The organism is Bacteroides ilei, assembly GCF_900128495.1.
In the GTDB taxonomy this organism is placed as follows: Bacteria; Bacteroidota; Bacteroidia; order Bacteroidales; family Bacteroidaceae; genus Phocaeicola; species Phocaeicola ilei.
Genome location: NZ_LT635801.1, coordinates 1,715,888 through 1,736,248, shown reverse-complemented (window position 1 = coordinate 1,736,248; position 20,361 = coordinate 1,715,888). Strand labels below are relative to the sequence as shown.

General features: G+C 43.4%; 22 protein-coding genes and 1 tRNA gene. 12 read left to right on the top strand and 11 right to left on the bottom strand.

Features of this window, described 5'->3' with window-relative positions; translation table 11 throughout:
- Window position 1 precedes the first annotated feature (1 nt).
- From BQ7489_RS07505 to BQ7489_RS07495, 3 genes are read left to right on the top strand one after another with little or no spacing between them, the layout of a single operon-like run.
- The gene (locus tag BQ7489_RS07505; RefSeq protein ID WP_072530515.1) at window positions 2–1,246 is read left to right on the top strand and encodes an ABC transporter permease; all 1,245 of its coding nucleotides are present in this window, start codon (window positions 2–4) and stop codon (window positions 1,244–1,246) included.
- 47 nt (window positions 1,247–1,293) lie between these two features.
- On the top strand, window positions 1,294–2,391 hold the full coding sequence (locus tag BQ7489_RS07500; protein WP_072530514.1) for an efflux RND transporter periplasmic adaptor subunit: 1,098 nt from the start codon (window positions 1,294–1,296) through the stop codon (window positions 2,389–2,391).
- Window positions 2,392–2,432: 41 nt separating this feature from the next.
- The gene (locus BQ7489_RS07495) at window positions 2,433–3,752 is read left to right on the top strand and encodes a TolC family protein (protein ID WP_072530513.1); all 1,320 of its coding nucleotides are present in this window, start codon (window positions 2,433–2,435) and stop codon (window positions 3,750–3,752) included.
- Between the two features lie 94 nt (window positions 3,753–3,846).
- Here the strand turns inward: BQ7489_RS07495 and uxuA are convergent, their stop codons facing one another.
- Both uxuA and BQ7489_RS07485 read right to left on the bottom strand, forming a co-directional pair.
- Window positions 3,847–5,034, bottom strand: coding sequence for a mannonate dehydratase (uxuA, locus tag BQ7489_RS07490; RefSeq protein ID WP_204352744.1), 1,188 nt, complete (start codon window positions 5,032–5,034; stop codon window positions 3,847–3,849).
- 21 nt (window positions 5,035–5,055) lie between these two features.
- Window positions 5,056–5,871: an SDR family oxidoreductase gene (locus tag BQ7489_RS07485; RefSeq protein WP_072530512.1), complete on the bottom strand. Its 816-nt coding sequence runs from the start codon at window positions 5,869–5,871 to the stop codon at window positions 5,056–5,058.
- Between the two features lie 119 nt (window positions 5,872–5,990).
- Between BQ7489_RS07485 and BQ7489_RS07480 the strand changes: the two genes are divergently transcribed.
- Both BQ7489_RS07480 and BQ7489_RS07475 read left to right on the top strand, forming a co-directional pair.
- Window positions 5,991–6,857, top strand: a complete 867-nt coding sequence (locus tag BQ7489_RS07480) for an AraC family transcriptional regulator (protein ID WP_072532063.1) — start codon at window positions 5,991–5,993, stop codon at window positions 6,855–6,857.
- Between the two features lie 101 nt (window positions 6,858–6,958).
- A complete protein-coding gene (locus BQ7489_RS07475) occupies window positions 6,959–7,339 on the top strand; it encodes a winged helix-turn-helix transcriptional regulator (RefSeq protein ID WP_072530511.1) in 381 nt (126 codons plus the stop codon).
- 142 nt (window positions 7,340–7,481) lie between these two features.
- Here BQ7489_RS07475 and BQ7489_RS07470 read toward each other — a convergent pair whose 3' ends face one another.
- Together BQ7489_RS07470 and BQ7489_RS07465 are read right to left on the bottom strand one after the other, a co-directional pair.
- Window positions 7,482–8,021, bottom strand: coding sequence for a flavodoxin family protein (locus BQ7489_RS07470; RefSeq protein ID WP_072530510.1), 540 nt, complete (start codon window positions 8,019–8,021; stop codon window positions 7,482–7,484).
- Window positions 8,022–8,033: 12 nt separating this feature from the next.
- Window positions 8,034–8,417 (bottom strand): nuclear transport factor 2 family protein, encoded by a 384-nt coding sequence (locus BQ7489_RS07465; protein WP_072530509.1) that lies wholly within the window; start codon window positions 8,415–8,417, stop codon window positions 8,034–8,036.
- Between the two features lie 163 nt (window positions 8,418–8,580).
- On the opposite strand from BQ7489_RS07465, the gene BQ7489_RS07460 reads away from it, so the two are divergent.
- Window positions 8,581–8,940 carry a winged helix-turn-helix transcriptional regulator gene (locus BQ7489_RS07460; RefSeq protein WP_072530508.1) on the top strand — a complete coding sequence of 120 codons (360 nt, stop codon included), beginning with the start codon at window positions 8,581–8,583 and terminating at the stop codon, window positions 8,938–8,940.
- Between the two features lie 33 nt (window positions 8,941–8,973).
- On the opposite strand, the gene BQ7489_RS07455 is transcribed toward BQ7489_RS07460, so the two are convergent.
- Genes BQ7489_RS07455 through BQ7489_RS07445 form a run of 3 tightly spaced genes read right to left on the bottom strand, consistent with a single transcriptional unit; the run spans window position 8,974 to window position 11,290 of the window.
- The gene (locus BQ7489_RS07455; protein ID WP_072530507.1) at window positions 8,974–9,849 is read right to left on the bottom strand and encodes a radical SAM mobile pair protein B; all 876 of its coding nucleotides are present in this window, start codon (window positions 9,847–9,849) and stop codon (window positions 8,974–8,976) included.
- Entirely contained in the window at window positions 9,846–10,514 is a 669-nt protein-coding gene (locus BQ7489_RS07450) for a radical SAM mobile pair protein A (RefSeq protein ID WP_072530506.1), read from the bottom strand. Before BQ7489_RS07450 ends, BQ7489_RS07455 begins: the two co-directional genes overlap by 4 nt.
- Window positions 10,511–11,290: an MBL fold metallo-hydrolase gene (locus BQ7489_RS07445; protein WP_113745281.1), complete on the bottom strand. Its 780-nt coding sequence runs from the start codon at window positions 11,288–11,290 to the stop codon at window positions 10,511–10,513. Before BQ7489_RS07445 ends, BQ7489_RS07450 begins: the two co-directional genes overlap by 4 nt.
- Before the next feature lie 189 nt (window positions 11,291–11,479).
- Here BQ7489_RS07445 and BQ7489_RS07440 point away from each other — a divergent pair, with 189 nt between their 5' ends.
- From BQ7489_RS07440 to BQ7489_RS07425, 4 genes are all read left to right on the top strand, one after another.
- Window positions 11,480–12,379 carry a helix-turn-helix domain-containing protein gene (locus BQ7489_RS07440; RefSeq protein ID WP_072530505.1) on the top strand — a complete coding sequence of 300 codons (900 nt, stop codon included), beginning with the start codon at window positions 11,480–11,482 and terminating at the stop codon, window positions 12,377–12,379.
- Window positions 12,380–12,626: 247 nt separating this feature from the next.
- Window positions 12,627–14,483, top strand: a complete 1,857-nt coding sequence (locus tag BQ7489_RS07435) for a TonB-dependent receptor (RefSeq protein WP_239496983.1) — start codon at window positions 12,627–12,629, stop codon at window positions 14,481–14,483.
- 24 nt (window positions 14,484–14,507) lie between these two features.
- Entirely contained in the window at window positions 14,508–15,488 is a 981-nt protein-coding gene (locus BQ7489_RS07430) for a DUF362 domain-containing protein (protein WP_072530503.1), read from the top strand.
- 101 nt (window positions 15,489–15,589) lie between these two features.
- Window positions 15,590–16,492, top strand: a complete 903-nt coding sequence (locus tag BQ7489_RS07425; protein WP_083580483.1) for a GDSL-type esterase/lipase family protein — start codon at window positions 15,590–15,592, stop codon at window positions 16,490–16,492.
- Here BQ7489_RS07425 and BQ7489_RS07420 read toward each other — a convergent pair.
- From BQ7489_RS07420 to rsmI, 4 genes are all read right to left on the bottom strand, one after another.
- Complete coding sequence (locus BQ7489_RS07420; RefSeq protein ID WP_072530501.1) at window positions 16,412–16,840, bottom strand: Fur family transcriptional regulator; 429 nt, start codon at window positions 16,838–16,840, stop codon at window positions 16,412–16,414. The genes BQ7489_RS07425 and BQ7489_RS07420 overlap by 81 nt on opposite strands.
- Before the next feature lie 38 nt (window positions 16,841–16,878).
- Window positions 16,879–17,277 (bottom strand): DUF4251 domain-containing protein, encoded by a 399-nt coding sequence (locus tag BQ7489_RS07415; RefSeq protein ID WP_083580689.1) that lies wholly within the window; start codon window positions 17,275–17,277, stop codon window positions 16,879–16,881.
- Between the two features lie 275 nt (window positions 17,278–17,552).
- Entirely contained in the window at window positions 17,553–18,407 is an 855-nt protein-coding gene (locus BQ7489_RS07410; protein WP_072530499.1) for a Cbp1 family collagen-binding glycoprotein adhesin, read from the bottom strand.
- Window positions 18,408–18,434: 27 nt separating this feature from the next.
- Window positions 18,435–19,109 (bottom strand): 16S rRNA (cytidine(1402)-2'-O)-methyltransferase, encoded by a 675-nt coding sequence (gene rsmI, locus BQ7489_RS07405; RefSeq protein WP_072530498.1) that lies wholly within the window; start codon window positions 19,107–19,109, stop codon window positions 18,435–18,437.
- A 189-nt stretch (window positions 19,110–19,298) separates the two neighbouring features.
- Between rsmI and BQ7489_RS07400 the strand changes: the two genes are divergently transcribed.
- Together BQ7489_RS07400 and BQ7489_RS07395 are read left to right on the top strand one after the other, a co-directional pair.
- A complete protein-coding gene (locus BQ7489_RS07400; protein WP_072530497.1) occupies window positions 19,299–19,901 on the top strand; it encodes a thymidine kinase in 603 nt (200 codons plus the stop codon).
- A 186-nt stretch (window positions 19,902–20,087) separates the two neighbouring features.
- Window positions 20,088–20,160, top strand: a tRNA-Lys gene (locus tag BQ7489_RS07395).
- Window positions 20,161–20,361: the final 201 nt, after the last annotated feature.

Below are 20,361 nucleotides of genomic sequence, written 5' to 3'. Positions count from 1 at the left end.
TATGAAAAGATTTGATCTAGACACATGGCAAGAAATATTAGTTACCATCACGCGTAACAAAACCCGAAGCCTGCTCACTGCATTCGGTATTTTTTGGGGAATCTTCATGCTTGTAGCTTTGATGGGAGGAGCTCAGGGGCTACAGGACATCCTTTCCCGGCAATTCCAAGGATTCGCTACCAACTCCGGGTTCTTGGGTAGCAACCAGACCAGCAAAGCCTATAAAGGGTTCCAACAAGGACGTTTCTGGGACTTGGAGAATCTGGATGTGGACCGTATCCGTAAAAATGTAGATGAAGTGGATATTGTAACACCGACCTTGGCTCGATGGGGAATCAATGCCGTCTACCAGGACAAAAAGATATCAGGGACACTGAAAGGACTTTACCCTGAATACGGGAAAATTGAAGAACCAGATATTGTAATGGGACGCTTCATCAATGATATGGACATACGTGACCAACGGAAAGTATGTGTCATAGGAAAACGGATTTACGAGACTCTGTTCCCTGGTGGAGAAAATCCTTGTGGCAGATATATCGAAGTCAACGGTATTTACTACCAGATAATTGGGGTCAGCATGGCAAACGGCAATATTTCCATACAGGGACGCTCGGAAACAACGGTAACCATCCCGTTCAGCACCATGCAGAATAACTATAATTTCGGAAACAAGATACAACTGCTGTGCTATACGGCAAAAAAAGGGTACTCTATCAGCGAAGTCGAAGAGAAAATAGGAGAAGTAGTAAAAAAAGCCCACTTCATCCATCCCGAGGACGAACAGGCACTAATTCAAGTTAATGCAGAGGCCATGTTCAGCATGATAGACAATCTGTTTTCAGGAATCCGTGTTCTTGGATGGATGGTCGGGTTGGGAACATTACTGGCTGGAGCTATCGGCGTGAGCAACATCATGATGGTAACGGTGAGAGAACGCACTACAGAAATAGGCATACGCCGTGCCATCGGTGCAAAGCCCAATGATATATTGATGCAAATCCTTTCGGAAAGTATTGTACTGACCATCATAGCTGGAATGACCGGACTCTCCTTTGCTGTATTCCTACTCGACATCATGGAACAGGTCGTTTCTACGCCTACTGAACCCGCACATTTTCTGATCAGCTTCTGGCAGGCCATAGGGGCAGGTATACTGCTCATATTGCTGGGGCTATTGGCAGGGCTGGCACCGGCCTATCGTGCTATGGCCATCAAACCGATAGAAGCAATCCGTGATGAATAGACCCAATCCCCGAACAATCCATAAATAACGAAAAACCATAGACAATTATGAAGAAATATGTAAAAATTGCAGCGCTGGTCATCATCGGCCTTGTATTTGTGGGAACATTCGTTTTCCTCTACCAGAAATCTCAACCGAAAGAAACATCATACGAAGTTTCTAAAGTTGAAAAAGACACATTAGTACAAACCACAGTTGCTACCGGCAAGATAGAGCCACGTGATGAAGTAGAGATCAAGCCTCAGATTTCGGGAATCATAGCCGAAGTATATAAAGAGGCCGGACAAACCGTAAAACAAGGGGAAGTTATCGCTAAAGTTAAGGTTATCCCTGAATTGGGACAACTCAACTCTGCAGAAAGTCGTGTCCGTCTGGCCGAAATCAATGGCAAACAGGCTGAAACCGACCTGGAACGAATGGAACAGCTACACCAGAAAAAACTGGTAAGCAACGAAGAATATGAAAAGACTCTGCTGGCGGCCAAACAGGCACGCGAAGAGTTGCAGGCAGCCAAAGACAATCTGGAAATCGTCAAGGAAGGTATCACCAAGAACAGCGCTTCATTCAGCAGTACTCTGATCCGGTCTACTATTGACGGACTTATTCTGGACGTACCTATCAAGGTCGGTAATTCGGTTATCATGAGTAATACATTCAACGACGGTACGACAATCGCTACTGTCGCCGACATGAGTGACCTGATTTTCCGGGGCAATGTAGATGAAACTGAAGTAGGACGTATCCACGAAGGCATACCGGTAAAGATTACCTTAGGAGCGCTACAGGATATGCAATTCGATGCGACACTGGAATACATTTCACCAAAAAGCGTTGAAAACAACGGTGCCAACCAGTTTGAAATCAAAGCAGCCATCAAGGTCCCTGCAGATGTAACCATCCGTTCCGGTTACAGTGCCAACGCAGAAATGGAGCTACAACGTGCCGACGATGTACTGTGTATCCCTGAAAATGCACTCGAATTCAAAGGAGATTCCACCTTTGTCTATGTACTGACCGACAGTGTTCCTGTCCAGAAATTCGAACGCCGCCAGGTCACAACCGGTATCAGCAACGGAATCAAGATTGAAATCAAGAAAGGGCTGAAAGCCGATGAATTAGTCCGTGGCCTGAAAACAGAAGAATAGCATACACTTAATTTATCTATAACATAAAGGAGCAGGAAATCATGAAAACCAAATATATATTGGCACTAAGCGCATTGACGATATTTTCAGCCCAAGCACAGGAAGCATGGGATTTGAGGAAATGTATCGAATATGCCATCGAGCATAACCTGACCATCAAACAACAGGAAGCTGCCAGAGACCAAAGTGCCGTAGAACTGAACACAGCCCAATGGAGCCGCCTCCCGGATCTGAACGGAAGTATGTCACATTCATTCAACTTCGGGCGAAGCCTACAGTCGGACAATACGTATCAAAGCATCAACACACAAAATACAGGACTCAGCCTGTCAACCAGTATCCCACTTTTTACCGGATTTCAGATAACCAATAACATTGCACTCTCAAAACTGAATCTGAAAGCAGCGATTGAAGACCTGAACAAAGCGAAAGAAGACATCAGTCTGCAGATCGCTTCGGCCTACCTGCAAATACTGTTCAACGAAGAACTGGCCAAAGTTGCCCACAGCCAAGTAGATCTGAGTAAAGAAATGCTGGCACAGAAACAGGCATTCTTCAACAACGGAAAGGCTTCGGAGGCCGAACTTTACGAAGCCAAATCCCGTGTAGCCCAAGACGAACTTTCGGCTGTACAGGCCGACAATAACTATACGTTGTCTTTATTGGATCTGAGCCAGTTACTGGAACTGTCTTCCCCAGACAACTTCAGCATTGTATCACCCCAGATAGACTCCATATCCAACAACAGCCTGCTGATATCACCCACTGACATCTATGCTGAAGCTGTTCTGACCAAACCATCCATCAAAGCCGCACAATATCGTCTGGAAGGTGCCCAAAAAAGTATCCGCATAGCCCAAAGCGGATACTATCCACAATTGAATCTGGGAGCTGGAATCAGTACGAACTATTATAACGTATCAGGCAGAGAAAACGGAAATTTCGGATCGCAGCTTAAGGATAATTTCAGCCAGTATGTAGGATTGTCACTGAGTATTCCCATATTCAACCGTTTTTCGACACGCAACCGTGTCCGTAGTGCACGGATCCAACAAACTACACTGAACTGGCAATTGGAAGAAAGTAAAAAGACACTCTACAAAGAAATCCAACAGGCTTATTATAATGCGTTGAGTTCCGAAACACAATACCGTAGCAGCCGTGTAGCCGATGAAGCCGCCAAAGCATCGTTCGACCTGATGAAAGAGAAGTATGCATATGGGAAAGCCAACGGTACAGAATACAACGAAGCACGCACCATTTGGTTGAAAGCCGTTTCCGACCGTTTACAAGCCAAATACGATTATATTTTCCGGACCAAGATATTGGATTTCTACCGCGGTATCCCATTAGACCTGTAAATGTGACAAACTATCATAGACAAAAATGACGGACATATCTTGTTTCATCGCACGAAACAGACAGTCCGTCATTTTTCATATCCTACAGGAAGAATCAGCACTTGATTCCCCGCTTCATTTCATCTTCAACTACAGCCATCATGCCTTCTACCTGAGCCAAGGCAAGCATACGTCCGTGGAATGAATACCCGGCATTGTATCCCTTATCTTCATCGCCCAACATCAGACGACCATGGTCTACTCTCATAGGTAATCCTGGCTTTTCCTGTTCGAAAATACGGATCAGGTCTATAAGATGTCCTCTTCCTTCCAAATGGGAACTTTCAATGAAATTACCTCCCGGCATAGCGGCAGTACTACGTAAATGGACAAAGTGAGTACGGCGGGCAAATTTCTTCGCCAGTTCACGTGTATCATTATGTTCGCCAGCACTCAAGGAACCGGCACAGAAAGTAAGTCCGTTATGTGGATTATCAACCGCATTCAGGAACCAGGCAATATCTTCTTCATTGGTTACAATACGTGGAAGACCCAGAATCTGGAACGGAGGGTCATCCGGATGTACACACATATTTACACCATATTCTTCACACACAGGCATAATGGCAGCTAGAAAATACCGCATATTCTCACGTAAAGCATCACGATCGATGCCTTTATATAATCCCAGCAGACGTTTGAATATAGCAACCGGATTCTTGTCGCCTTCACGAATATTTCCATTGACAAATCCCTGAGTCTTGACAATGATAGCATCGATCAGTTCATCCTTCTCAGCCTCTGTTATGACTTTGTCCAGTTCGGCCACCTTACGCAATTCCTCTTCAGTATAGTCCTTTTCAGCACCTTCACGTTTCAGAATCATCGTATCGAAATAGGCAAAACGGACACGATCATAGTAAAGGGAGCAGGTTCCGTCGGGCCAAGGATGCTGCAAATCGGTACGGACCCAGTCTATGACTGGCATAAAATTATAACAAACCGTCTTCACGCCGCATTTTCCTAAATTGGCAAGACTGATTTTATAGTTCTCAATCAGATGGTCGCGTTCCGGTCCGGCATATTTGATCGCTTCACAGACCGGCAGACTTTCCACCACCGACCATCTCAGACCATATGATTCAATATAAGACTTCAAATCATTGATGGCTTCTTCTGTCCAGATTTCTCCGTTCGGGACATCGTGTAAAGCGGTAACAATCCCTTCCACTCCAATCTGCCGCAACATAGAAAGCGTAATCTTATCTTTCTTTCCAAACCATCTCCAAGTTTTTTCCATCATAACGCAAAAATCTCCTTTCTTTTATACACCACTGAATGCACTGAAACCACCGTCGACCGGAAGGACAGCACCTGTAACGAAACTGGCAGCATCACTACACAAGAACTGTACAGCTCCGTTCAATTCAGAAATATCTCCGAAACGTTTCATCGGAGTCTTTGCTATGACCTTCTTGCTGCGGTCAGTCAGCGAACCGTCCGGATTAATCAGAATAGCCCGGTTCTGGTTACCTATAAAGAATCCCGGAGCAATAGCATTTACGCGGATCTTCTCACTGAATTTGATAGCCATTTCCTGAGCCAGCCAGCGGGTAAAGTTCTCAACAGCACTCTTCGCCATAGAATAACCCGGAACACGGGTAATCGACTCGTATGCAGCCATGGAAGAAACATTTACGATACTGCCCGACTGCTGCTTGGCCATGATTTCACCAAACACCAGACACGGATAAACCGAACCATACAGATTCAAATCAACCACCTTGTTCAAATCGGCTACCTTCATGTCAAAAATATTCTGGTCGACAGTCAATGTTCCTCCCGGAATGTTACCTCCCGCAGCATTGACCAGAATATCAATTCTACCCCATTGGGCCAATATCTTGTCCTTTACGGCCTGGAGGCTTTCCATATCAAGAACATTACAAGCTACTCCCCATACAGAATCACTTATCGTCTTCAAATGCTCCAAAGCCTTGTCTACACGCTCCTGATGAGCACCTATAATAATCACTTTTGCTCCCGCACGGAGGAACCCTTCTGCAATATTACTGCCTAAAACACCAGATCCGCCAGTAACCAACGCTACCTTCCCGGATATATCAAACATGTCATTCATATATTATTTTGTTTATTAGGTTTCTGTGGCAAAAATAATATAGAAACCAATCTAGTTATATGCGTATTTTTGCAGAAATATTGCGTATTTTTGCGAAAATCAAAAGTGAATTACAAAATATGAAAAAAATCCTCAATGAGCAACTTCCGGTAACCAGCACCAATCCCATCAAGGCCCGAAGTTACGACTATCATGCATTCACATACCCTTGGCACTTCCATAGCCAGTACGAACTGGTTTATATTGAAAAAGGATCCGGACAATGCCTGATAGGCGATAGCGTAATCCCTTATTTCGATGCAACACTGATTCTAGCCGGTCCCAACCTACCCCATTGCATGCAAAGTGCAGCAGCTTACGAAACAGATCCTTCACTACGGGTAAAAGGAGTGATTATCCAGCTTGAAAAAGATTTTATGCAATATTCCTTCTCACATTACATCCAGTTCCTTCCCATCCAACATATGCTGGAAGAAAGCCAGCGTGGCATCTGTTTTTCTTTGAAGAAATACCCATCTATCCAACAGACCATCAGACAGATTCCTGACAGCCAGGGTATATCCCAAATCATTCTGATACTTTCCCTGCTGGAAGCATTGACCGGATGCAACGAAAGGAAAATGGCGGCATCCCCCAATTACGCCCCGACATCGGAAACGTTTAAAGATAAAAAGATTGAAAAAATCATCGCTTACCTGCATAAAAACTACACCAGGACTATCACTCTGAATGAAATAGCATCATTTGCCGCAATGAACCCGGCCGCCTTCTGTCGCTATTTCAAAGCCAATACAGACAAGACTCTGAAAGAATATATACTCGATATGCGCATCGGATATGCCTGCAAACTGTTAGCCGCAGAAGACATCAACATATCACAACTATGCCTGGAATGTGGTTTCGAATCTCTTTCCCACTTCAACAGGAGCTTCCGGAAGCATACCGGAATGTCACCCACTGAATATAAAAAGAATATATTGAAATAATACAATCACATTATTGTTTCATATGATTTTTAGGAAACAGGAAGTTTGCATCACATCCGATTTATATTTACTTTTGTAAAGTAACCGTATAAAGCAACCCTATGGATAAAAACAAACTGAGTGAAGATTTTTACATAAAAAACTGTCCGATCCGGAATGTTCTGGCCCGTATCTGCGACAAATGGTCCATCCTGATTATTTTTACTTTAGAACAATTTCCGGTGATGCGTTTCGGCGAACTTCACCGCATGATTCCAGACATCTCCCAGAAAATGCTGACAGTCACACTCCGTACACTGGAAGAAGACGGACTTGTCAGCCGGAAAGTGTATGCGCAAATTCCTCCAAAGGTAGAATATTCCCTGACCTCCCGTGGGAAATCCTTGCTTCCACATTTAAATTCTCTGATACAGTGGGCAAAGGAACAAATGAATGATATCCTTCAAGACCGACAGAATGAATCGGCCGATAAAAGTATATAATTCTGATAAAAATATATAATCCTCCACACGGAAGCCTTTGTATCATGAAACTGGGTAAAAAAATATCCGTTGCAGGTAGAGGCTTCATTTCTTCATTAAAGATAGAACCCGTATCCTGCAACGGATATAAGCCGAAAACAGATCAGAATTTTTCGCCCAATGCGGCAGCCTGTCGGCAACCGTCAGTTTTCTCAATCTCTCCTTCGTTCAATACACCAGGTATCAACACCTCTCCTACCATGTCCCATTTCAGCAGAGCGGCCGAACGTTCCAAAGGAATACGAACACCATCCATTACGGTAGGATCTTCCTCCTCACAACAAGTAATCAAGGCACATTTCTTTCCGGCAATGTCCTTTCCACCCACTACAAGCGAGAACAAACGGTCAATGACACCTTTGATCTGTGCAGGAATGGAATACCAATATACTGGCATGGAAAAAACCACCGCATCCGATTCCAATATGGCGGGGGCGATAAGATTAAAGTCATCGTCGAAAGAGCAGGCTTTTCCTGTCTTGTAACACGTCATGCAAGCATGACAGCCACCAATTTTCAAAAAAGCAGCATCAAAACGCTGGATAGTATGCCCACGCTGTTCGGCGGCTTTTACAAACGCCTCAGTCATGGCAAAACTGTTTCCCTTTTTCCGCGGGCTTCCGGTAATCACTGTAATTTTCATAGGGTATCCTCCTTATTTTTGAATAGTATCTGAATTCTGATTATAAGCCTTAGCCACACATTTCCACTCCCCGTCCATCTTCATCAGCAGAAGATAATCGGTAAAATCAATGCGTCCTCCCCATTTTTCTTCCAGCACGCGCACCACGGCAAGGGTCTCTTCAATGTCTACAATATCAATACGGGCCTTAAACTCCTTACCCGCACTGACCGTATCTACATTTCTATAGAACTGTTCGATGCTTCCATGCTCCAGCTTTCCGTCCAGGAAACCGAACAGGACAGCTTCGTCAATAAACAACTCTTTGGCATAACGGCTATTACCTTCAGCCACACTCTTCACAAATTTCAAGGCTGCCTCTTCCACAGCTTTATACTCTTCTATACTTGCTCTCATAGTCCATAATTTAAGCATTTATAATGCCGCAAATGTATACGATGGAAGTGACTCACACAAGTACCGAAAATTTATTCACTCACCGAAAAATTATTCGGTATACATATATTCCGGAAGTTATCATTATCTTTGCAATAATGTAGTTATTTACTCCTTATAAACTATGTACGAAAGAAAAATACCCGTAGACTTGGAGTGCCCGCTCCGACTGACCATGAGTTTGATAGACTCCAAATGGAAATCGTGTATGCTGGATGAGCTGAGGCATAAATCATTGCGGCCCAGCGAACTGCACAAACTCTTTCCGGAAGCGACTCCCCGAGTACTCGACATCCAGTTGAAGGAGCTGGTAGAAGACGGACTCGTTTCCAAAACCACGTACCATGAGGTACCTTTGCGGACAGAATATGCCTTGACTGATTTGGGGCGCAGCCTGATTCCGATTATCGACTCCATGATTGAATGGGGCAACCAGAATACGGAAGTATTCGAACGGAAATACGGTGTTGCCAGGAACGAATGAATGCCCTGCAACACCGTATTTGATTTTCTAATCTTATCGGCCCAGCCTGATTTTCTCGTGATAGAAATAGTTGACAATCACCGGTTTCCCTTTCTCAGAGCGTCCGTAAGGCAAATCGTTCACTCGATAGGGAAAACCTTTCGTTTGTGCATACCGGGATATGTCCTGCTCCAATGCCTGCCAATAATCAAGCCTTTTCTTGTTGTATATTTCCTCGTACAACGGAAAAAGTTCAGGATGTTTCTCACGGATATACGTCATTATCCCTCCTTTGAATTGTCCGCGCAGATTCAGATTTTCAAGCCAGATTAAATCGGCATATCCCTTTACTTCTTCGATAATCGCCTTCACATCAGTTAATCCCGGAAAAATGGGCGACACAAAACATACAGTACGGATACCTGACTCATAAACTTGACGCATCGCTTTCAAGCGACGTTCTATACTCACGGCGTTGTCCATATCCTTACGAAAATCCTCATCCAGTGTATTGACCGACCACGAAACCGTGACTTTAGAGAACTGCTTCAACAGGTCCAAGTCGCGCAACACGAGGTCGGACTTCGTGCATATCATAATTTCGGCATTGCTTCCACACAATTCTTCAAGTAATTTACGGGTACGGCGAAATTGTTCTTCATACGGATTGTAACCGTCCGTCACGGAACCTATCACAATACGTCCACCGTCATATTTATGCGGATTCGTTATCGGTTTCCAGATCTTCACGTCCAGAAACGCACCCCACGGCTCTGGATGCCCTGTGAAACGTTTCATAAATGATGCGTAGCAATACTTGCAGGCATGAGGACAGCCTACGTAAGGATTGACCGAATATCCGCCAACCGGCAACGTAGATTTTGTCATAATGCTCTGTACATCTATTTTCTTAATTGTTTCAATATTCATCGTATGCGTTCAATAAATTGTGCAGGCAGTTCTTGAATTATCTTTCCTTCGCCCATTATAGGCAGCAAATCTTCTTTCATAAACACAGGGATTCCCTGTGTTTTAGCTTGTTCGGTAATATGAAGTACCCATTCGGGACGGGCATCCACCTTGCCTTTCCGATGTCCTGTTTCCGTACCAATGACAATCCAGTCGATACCCTCGAGGTCTATCTCACCGATTTCATCGAATATAGGCTCAAAAGTGACATGGTAGTGTTTGGCTTTGATATTTCTTCTCAAATCGTCCAGTCTCTTTTTTTCGGAACCGCGCGTAACGGTCACACCCATCCAGACATTTTCATCATCTGTAGAAAAACAAACTTTATCCGGACGTTTCGTAAGAAAGATATAAGCGTGTTGCGGATTATTTTTTATTCGCCTGAAAATTTCCGCATTCCATTCAGGCTTCCAGTCAGAGAAGTCGCTCATTCCGGTCATCAGCCATACGTGAGGTTTGATCGTGTCGATGATGTGCAGCTTACGTCCCATATATTCCGGTACGGAAAAGTCGTCTATGATATGGAAGCGACGGCAGTTGTTACGGGCATAGCAGTAGCTACACCCAATGGAGCAGCCTACCACTATGTTCATATTCTTTATCAGGGATTTGATGCAGACACTCATAATGTAATCCTTTCTCCATCCTCCGGTATAATCAGTCGGCTCATATCCACCCCCTGATGGCGAGCTTCGTTACGCAGAATTTCGCGCGTTGTCTGGCAATGGTCAATGGCATCCATGTGCACGGCTATCAGTTTGATGTGTGGGGGAAGTGCGTCGAGCATCGCCATCACTTCCTCCTCATCGGGGATAATAGGGCCATCGGTCTTGGAAAATGGAGGTAAGATGGCCCCACCACTATTTACTACGATGTATGCAGGGCTATGTTGTTTCACGGCCTTTTGGGTTGCTTCGTTCCATACACAATCTCCCATGATGTAAAGTGTAGGTTGCCCTTTGGCTTTGAGTACATAACCAGAAGAAGCCCCCATCATTTCCGCTAATTTCCCTCTTCCATGAGAGCCTGTAATACATACAATTGTCAGATCACCTGTTTGTATGCTATCCACTATGGCTGTTGTATGTATAAATTTATCTTTTACCGCTACCGAATCATAATCGGCCGGTTGCACATACCAAGGCATTGATTTAGAGATCAGCTTCTTTGCCGCATCGTCATAATGATCAATGTGTACATGAGTCAGTAACACACAATCCAGATTCTCGAGTATTTCCATTACAGGCATGGAAAGGTGGACGCGCGGATTTTTATTTACTTTCAACGCAGATACCGAACTTCCTTTTTCACCCAATAGAGGATCTAAAAGAATTATTTTACCACCATATTGTATTTTAAGCGTCGCATTACGAATCAGGCGCACGGTATTTTGTGCATTCACCATCGTAACAGTCATTAAACTTGCAAGAAATAAAAAGAAAATTTTCTTCATCTTAAGAATATGATTAAAGTTATTATTACAGTTACAAAAGTCGGGATAATAACAAGAAGGTCTTATACCAAAACAAAGTAAAGATATGCCATTTTGATAAAAGAATGTGTATTTTTGCAAAAAGCAAAAACAAGAGAAATGAAAGCGATAGTCAATCCTGAAAGGCTGGTCAACGTTCCATTCAGCAAAACGCAGTGCGGCGTGGATTTCTACATCAACACAGGTGAGAGCAAGGATATTTGCGGTGTCTTGACCGAGTATAGAACGTTCAAAACGGATTTTTTCAGTTTTTATTTCTTTCGTCGTGCCAACGGATATGTACTGCTGAACTTCCGCAAAGTAGGGTTACGGGATAATATGGTGCTGCTTTTGTCGCCTCATCAGCAACAGGAATGGCACGTAAACGAAGCAGGGTTGGACTACACCTTTCTTATCTTCCGCGAAGACTTTATGCGCACGTTCATTGCCGACAAGTTTTTCGTGTACCGCCTGCTGTATTATTACCAGACCGACACGCCTCCATATCTGTTTGCTGCTCCAGAAGAACTGGCGGAATATATGCACCTTTTAGGAAAGATAAAACAAGAACTGCTACATCCGGTGGTGGATACCTATAACCTTATTGTATCTGTTCTTTATTATCTGTTAGTGATTATCAACCGGGCATATGCCAAAGCCTATCGTCTGCCTGTCGAGATACCGAAAAACAATTATGCATTTCAGTTCAAAGACTTGCTAGAAAAACATATCCACAAGTTACAACGTGTCCAGGAGTATGCCGATATGCTCCACGTAAGCCGCATCACGCTAAACAATTCCGTAATAGCGCAGTTCGGCGTATCTGCCTCCCATCTACTCAAACAACGCTTGTTGGAGGAACTGAAAAATGAGTTGCTATTCTCCGGCCGCAACGTAAGCCAGTTGGCAGATGAATTCCACTTTTCCGACCCCAGTCATCTGATGCGCTTCTTCAAACAGCAGACTGGCAAGACATGCTCGCAATACCTGTCGGATTATCAGAACGGAATTTACGAATGAATAAATATATTTGACAGATAAAGTCTGTTTTCTTTCCGATAGAAACATATTTTCTAACACATAAAAGACTTAAAGATCAACAGATATCCATAATTTGGGGAAGAGAATCTGTATTTCTGGTATATCATAAAATAAAGAGATTATGTATTTTTGTCATGAGAAAGTATTTCAATAATTCAAAAACACATAATTAATCCAAATGAAAAAGATATATCTTCCTGTTCTCATATGTTGCCTAAACAGCTATATGGGAATGGGGCAGGAACTGCTACATGATACACTGACTACAGACAAGACCTACAGAATAGACGAAGTGGTAGTTACCGGAACACGGCAAGAAACAGATGTACGGCATCTTTCACAGACCGTTTCAATTATAGGCCGTTCTCAAATAGAAAACTCCCTTCAGCCTTCTCTATTACCCGTACTTACCGAACAGATACCTGGGCTGTTTGTCACCTCGAGAGGAATTATGGGATATGGTGTTTCAAACGGTGCAGCCGGTAGTATTTCCCTCCGTGGGTTGAGCGGTGGTTCTGGCAGACTGATGGTTATGATTGACGGACATCCGCAATATGCCGGTATATTCGGACATCCGATATCCGATGCATACCAGTCATTCCTGGCCGAACGGGTAGAAGTGCTAAGAGGCCCCGCATCTGTTCTCTATGGATCAAACGCCATGGGAGGAGTTGTGAATATTGTTACCCGCAAGATGCAGGAAGATGGTGTAAACACCAATTTCCATGCCGGTTACGGTTCCTATAACACATTAGAGACCGAACTGACAAACCGCATCCGCAAAGGACGTTTTTCAAGTGTCATCTCAGGCTCCTATAACCGGACTGACGGACACCGGGCAGATATGGAATTCGAACAATACGGAGGTTATGCAAAATTAGGCTATGAAATAACAGACACGTGGAACCTGCGTGGCGATGTGAACATAACCCATTTCAATGCGTCCTATCCGGGTCCGGTAAACGCCCCATTACTCGACGGAGACCAACGTATCACCCGGGGAATGACTTCATTTGCCATAGAAAATAAGTATGAAAAGACGTCCGGAGCTCTCAGTTTCTTCTACAACTGGGGAGACCATTGGATAAATGACGGCTATACTCCATCAGAAGGAGAAGGACCTCAAGATGACCGGTTCCTCTCAAACGACAACATGATGGGAATTTCATTATATCAAAGTACACAATTTTTCAAAGGCAACCGTATCACACTGGGACTTGACTGGTTCCGTTATGGTGGCCGGGCCTGGAATGAATATGTAAGCGGCGAAAACATGGGCACCATATCCGGCCTGGTAGACAAACATGAAGATGAAATGGCCGGCTACATCGATTTGAGACAAGACATAAATACATGGCTTACCTTCAATGCCGGAATCCGGATTGACCATCACTCACGGGTGGGCACAGAATGGGTACCGCAGGCAGGAGTAGCCTTTCATCTGCCGCATGACATAGAATTGAAAGCTTCAGCCTCCAAAGGATTCCGCTATCCCATCCTCAGGGAAATGTACATGTTCCCGCCACAAAATCCCGATCTGCAGCCTGAATCGATGTGGAACTATGAACTTGCCTTTTCACAACGGCTGCTGGAAGGCCGGCTGAATTATGGAGTGAATCTGTTCTATATTGACGGTAAAAATCTGATACTGACACTTCCCAACCCGAACGGAAGCGGTATGCTCAACCAGAATTCAGGGGAGATAGAAAATTCCGGCGTTGAAATATCGGCTGCCTACCGCATTGACCGCCACTGGTCAATAGACGGAAACTACAGCTACCTCCACATGAAAGAACCTGTTGTCGCCGCTCCAGAACATAAACTCTATGCCAGCGCTAATTTTTCGTACGCACGCTGGAATCTGTCTACCGGAATACAATATATTTCCGGACTTTATACACAGACAGAACCTGTAATGACAGAAGACTTTGTATTATGGAACATACGTGCCTCGTTCCGTATATCCCGTTGGCTCGACATTTGGGCACGTGGAGAAAATCTATTGGCACAGAAATACGAAATCAATGCCGGTTACCCCATGCCGCGCGCTACAGTCATGGCAGGAATCAATGTCAATTTCTAGAGAACACATCAATACCCCACTCATATGAAAAAAAGTATCATGACAATCATGTGGACAATGTTGTTCGCTACATTCGGTTGCGCCAATGCACAAAGCAACCAGGAAACTTCACAAAACGGGTCTTTATCTACAGATGCAGAAAAACCCAAAGTCTATCTGTACAAAGAAATCTCGCCGGAGAATCTGGTCAAGATCTATGAAGTATTGGGAAGGGAAGCTAAAGGGAAAGTGGCAGTAAAACTCTCGACAGGAGAACCGGGAGGACACAATTTCCTGAACCCCCAACTCATCAAAGGGCTGGTACAGAAAGTAAACGGTACCATAGTAGAATGTAATACCGCCTACGGAGGAGGACGTTCGGATACGGAAAGCCACTTGAAAGCTGCAGCCGACCATGGATTTACGGCTATCGCTCCCGTTGACATCATGGATGCGGAAGGCGAAACGGAACTTCCTGTAAAAGGAGGGAAACATCTCACCCGAGACATAGTAGGGAAGAATTTCCTGAACTATGATTTTACCATCGTCCTTTCTCACTTTAAGGGACATGCCATGGGAGGATTCGGAGGTGCAATCAAAAACATGTCTATCGGAATAGCTTCATCCAATGGCAAACGGCTCATCCATTCTGCAGGAACCAGTACAACAAGTTGGGGTAGTCCAGCTCAGGATGATTTTCTGGAATCAATGGCCGAAGCAGCCAAAGCTGTTGCCGACCATTGTGGAGAAAATATCATTTATATCAGTGTAGCCAACAATCTTTCTGTAGACTGTGACTGCGACTCTTCACCGGCCGATCCACAAATGGGAGATATAGGTATTCTGGCCTCACTCGACCCTGTAGCCCTCGACCGTGCCTGCACAGACCTGGTACGTTCATCCGATGATCACGGTAAAATCCATCTGATAGAACGGATTGATTCACGCCACGGCATGCACACTCTCGACCATGCTGCATCACTTGGCATGGGAAGCCAGAAATATGAACTGATAGTATTGGATTGAAATGAACCGAAAGTCCAGCATCAAATTTTGAAAAATAAAATTTTAAGTGTCTTATTCTGTAGCAGATAAATATTATATTTGCGATTAAAATCCATAATATTATGCCTAACACACTTGTTACAGTTTACTCTCTTAAAATTCATCAGAATATCAATTTAGTCAGAAACATATGCTGGATAGCCTTACTATTGCTATTTCCGTCTCTTGCATTTTCCCAGACAACTCAAAAAGTCAGAATTGCATGCGTCGGAAATAGCATTACAGAAGGATACGGACTTGCAGATCCGAAATCAGAAAGTTATCCCAGCATCCTGCAGGACCTGTTGGGCGAGAAATATGATGTCCGGAACTTCGGACTCAGCGCCCGGACCCTGATGCTGAAAGGTAACCGTCCATACATGAAAGAACAGAAATTCGAAGAAGCACAGGCTTTTCTACCGGATATAGTAACTATCAAACTAGGGACTAACGACTCGAAACCCCAGAATTGGGTCCACCACGCAGAATTCAAGAATGACTTGAAGACATTGATACACAAATTCCAATCTCTTTCTTCTCACCCCCGAATTTATCTTTGTCTACCCATTCCAGGGAATAACAAAGAGTGGGGTATCAACGACAGTATTATCTATCACAAGATAATCCCCTACATCAAGGAAGTTGCAGCCGAAGAACATCTGCCAGTCATTGATCTTTACGCAGCCATGCTTCCCTATTACCCGCAAAAATATCAGGACGGAGTACATCCCAACAAAGATGGGGCAAAAATCATTGCAGCACAAATATACAAAGTACTGACCGGTGAAGATGATTCCAAGCCACTTGCCCAGGAGATAGACCGGACGTTACAATATAATGACCAGGTATTCCAATGGGAAATATGCAATCATCAAACGGAAAGAAAGCAGATCTGCCGTTGTGAATTACACCTTTTTACCGGAACACATCCGGCAGACTCCTTTAATCATATAATTGATTCCATGCATATCGAAACCTTCCGGTAACTTCACAACCGGGATATGCAATGAATGGAAACAATAGGTACGATGACAGACTTCACAATAAAAATGAATATGCATGTCGTCTATACTGCATGAATCCTCACCACAACACACTTCATATTTTACAGAGCCGCTTCCATCTTCAATATCATGGACTACATGATGGGCAAGAAAAACGCTCAAAGTACGGAAAATGGTCGACTTGTCAACAGTCTCCAACTTCATTTCCAACTCGAGTAATGACATAGCTCTATTCTCTTCCACCATGGCTTTCAATACAAGGATACGCACAGCGGTAGGCTTAACACCTTTTTTCTCCAACCGATCTATATAACATTGATTATTTTCCATCCGTTCTAAAATTAATACAATACAAAGATAGAGTATTTTCATTGCAAGCCGGTTGCATCCAACGAACCCGAATAACTGATTGCAGTCCGGTTTCTCATTGTAACCGAAATATTGGCACTACCGCCATCATATATCTTGACTACAAAATCAAAAGTGTCCTCATCATTGGATGTCGAAAAAGTAACGGTATATTTCCCTTTACCTAAATCTGTAGTGAAATCCTTTACCGGAGCCTTGAATACCAGTCCCTTTCCACCACCATAAGGTATATTATAAGCACGGCCATAATAGGGAAGATAGACATCGGCCGAGTCATTTTTCAATTCAAGCGAATAACTGCCGGTCAGCGGGATACTGCGTCCTCGCATCGGATATGCTATCGACGCATCTATTTTAAAGGTATGTGCTTTGACCGAACGTTCTACCAATTCTTTCATCTCCTGCTTCTTTTCCTCCTTTGTCTTTTTCTGAGCCAGTAAATCCTGATATCCCAACACAAAGACCAAAAGCAGGCATATCCATCAAATTATTTTCATAAATCCTCCGTTTTTCAGTTTACCGTATGAAAATATACAAAAAATAAGCCATAAACAACTAATGCAACACTATTTATTGCAGTTTCAACAGTTTTTATCAACCGGATAAAAAAACGGGGAAAACAGAAATCCCATTTTCCCCGTTCTATTTCCTACTATCCGGAAACCCAACTTGTTTATCGTACCTGTATAACCAGATAACGTGATACACTCCAGAATTGGTTCGGATTTGTAATCTTCAACGTCAGCTGCCCCTTGTCATCCTTAACCAGCTCATAAGAACCGGTAGGATGAGTGGTCAACAACTCTGCACGCTTGGAATAGAGTTTGATTTCCTTATCCTTACGGATATCTATCTCAGTGAAATAATCTTTATTGAATTCATTGTTCTTCAAGACTTCACCGCTCTTCAATATCTTTTGGTCTTTCAATTCCGACTTTGTACCGAACACATACCATGCTGTGTTCAAAGCCTTGTCCTGAACAGCCACAGTCTGAGTCTTGGCTTCATTTTCTGCAGTCAGCTCATCAACGTTCTTGTTCAAGTCGGCAACAGCCTCATCCAACTCAGCTATACGGATATTCTTCGATGCCAGTTCTGCCTGCAATGTCTCGATCTGCTTCTGTTTTGCTTCAAGTTCGGCTGTCAGGTTCTTAATAGCCTTTCTCAATTGTGCCGACTGGTAATTACTGTTTTTCAACTGTTTTTCCAGACGGGCAATTTCTTCACGGTTGGACTGCAGTTTCTGACTGATAAAACGGATGTCTTCTTTAATCTTATCTGCACTAGACTGGCTTTCGATAGTCCCCTCACTCAGGTCCACACGGTTTTCAGCCTCATTGATTTCCCGAAACCCTTCCTGAATCTCATTGAAAGAGCCCATAATCTCATCCAGCTCCGCATCACGGTTTGACAATTCAAGCATCAATGAATCATTCTGCGCCTGCAGACTGTCATTACTTTTAGCCCCTTGGTTACAAGAAGCTAGAAATGCAGGGACACATAATGCAAACAATACAACTTTCTTCATAGTCCTTTTCAGTTTAGAATTTATAATTTAGTTTTCTTTCCCAGCTAAAATAATAACAATCTCTCCACGTGGTTCAATCGCATTAAAATGAGCAACCACTTCCTGTAATGTACCTCTGACACTTTCTTCATGGATTTTGGATATCTCACGACAGACAGAAACCTGACGTTCGGCTCCAAATACTTCAATGAATTGTGTCAACGTTTTGACCAGACGATAGGGAGACTCATAGAAAATCATGGTACGTTCCTCCTCAGCCAAAACATTCAAACGGGTCATACGTCCTTTTTTCTGAGGCAAAAAACCTTCGAAACAAAAACGGTCATTAGGCAATCCGGAAGCAACCAAAGCCGGAACAAAAGCCGTAGCACCCGGCAGACACTGAACCTCAATCCCATTTCTGACACACTCACGAACTACCAGGAAACCGGGATCAGATATGCCTGGAGTTCCGGCATCCGAGATCAAAGCAATTGTTTCTCCTGCTTTCAACCGGTCTATAATTCCTTCGACAGTCTTATGTTCATTGAACTTATGATGCGACTGCATTGCATTTTTTATTTCAAAATGCTTCAAAAGAATCCCCGACGTACGTGTATCTTCCGCCAAAATCAAATCGGCTTCTTTCAGAATCCGAATGGCACGAAAGGTCATATCCTCCAGATTACCTACTGGAGTAGGAACCACATATAATTTTCCCATAGAGACTTTTAATGATACTATGAGCAAAGGTAGAAAGATTTTGATTCGATAAGTTAAATTCCACCAACATTTAACAGATGTTGTATATTTCCTGTCATGTTTTCATGAAAATTCGGATTGGATTCATCCATTATATACCTACAAATCGGTACATTTGCAACCGATTATTCAAAATATAACACAATAGCTATGGTTGTTTTTTCAGAAGATCATAATCAAGAGACCCGTTGCAGAGGCCGGATCGAAGTCATCTGCGGCTCTATGTTCTCAGGCAAGACAGAAGAACTGATCCGACGCCTGAAACGTGCCAAGTTTGCAAGACAACGTGTGGAGATATTCAAACCTGCCATCGATGTTCGCTATTCGGAAGAAGAAGTAGTATCACACGACAATAATTCGATCAAGTCCACACCGGTCGACTCATCGGCCAGCATCCTGCTGTTCAGCTCCGAAATAGACGTAGTAGGTATTGATGAGGCTCAATTTTTCGATGATGGAGTAATTAATGTATGCAATGAACTGGCCAACCGGGGAGTCAGGGTAATCATAGCTGGATTGGATATGGATTTTAAAGGAATACCGTTCGGTCCTATTCCCGCATTATGTGCCATCGCCGACGAAGTAACCAAAGTACATGCCATCTGTGTCAAATGCGGTGAACTGGCATATATCTCCCATCGTACGGTACCAAGCGAAAAACGGGTCTTGCTAGGTGAAAAAACAGAATATGAACCACTCTGCAGAAGCTGTTACCTGAAAACATTACAGGAAGAAAAACAAAAAAAGCTATAATATTTTCAAATTCATCTATTTCCATATAATTTTATCAATTATTATTCAGACCAATAAACCACTTGTAATCAGAATTTTATAAAATAAAGAAGAAAATATTTCTAAAATTTTCGCCAAAAAGTTTGCCAGTTATAACAAAAACATCTACCTTTGCACTCGCAATCAGGAAATGATGCACTAAGGATTGATTCGCTAGCTCAGCAGGTAGAGCACAACACTTTTAATGTTGGGGTCTTGGGTTCGAGCCCCAAGCGGATCACTCAAACAAAAAGCAAAACAATGAAAACCGCTGATAATCAATCATTATCAGCGGTTTTTCTTTTTATCCATACCGCAAATTGAAGCAGAATACCGCATCTTACTGGAGGTGAAATAGGTGGACTTAATTTCCACGTAAAAACAAGTCCACCTGATTGGATTATATTTCACTGATTCTCTGTGTTTTGCATAAAACAAACTC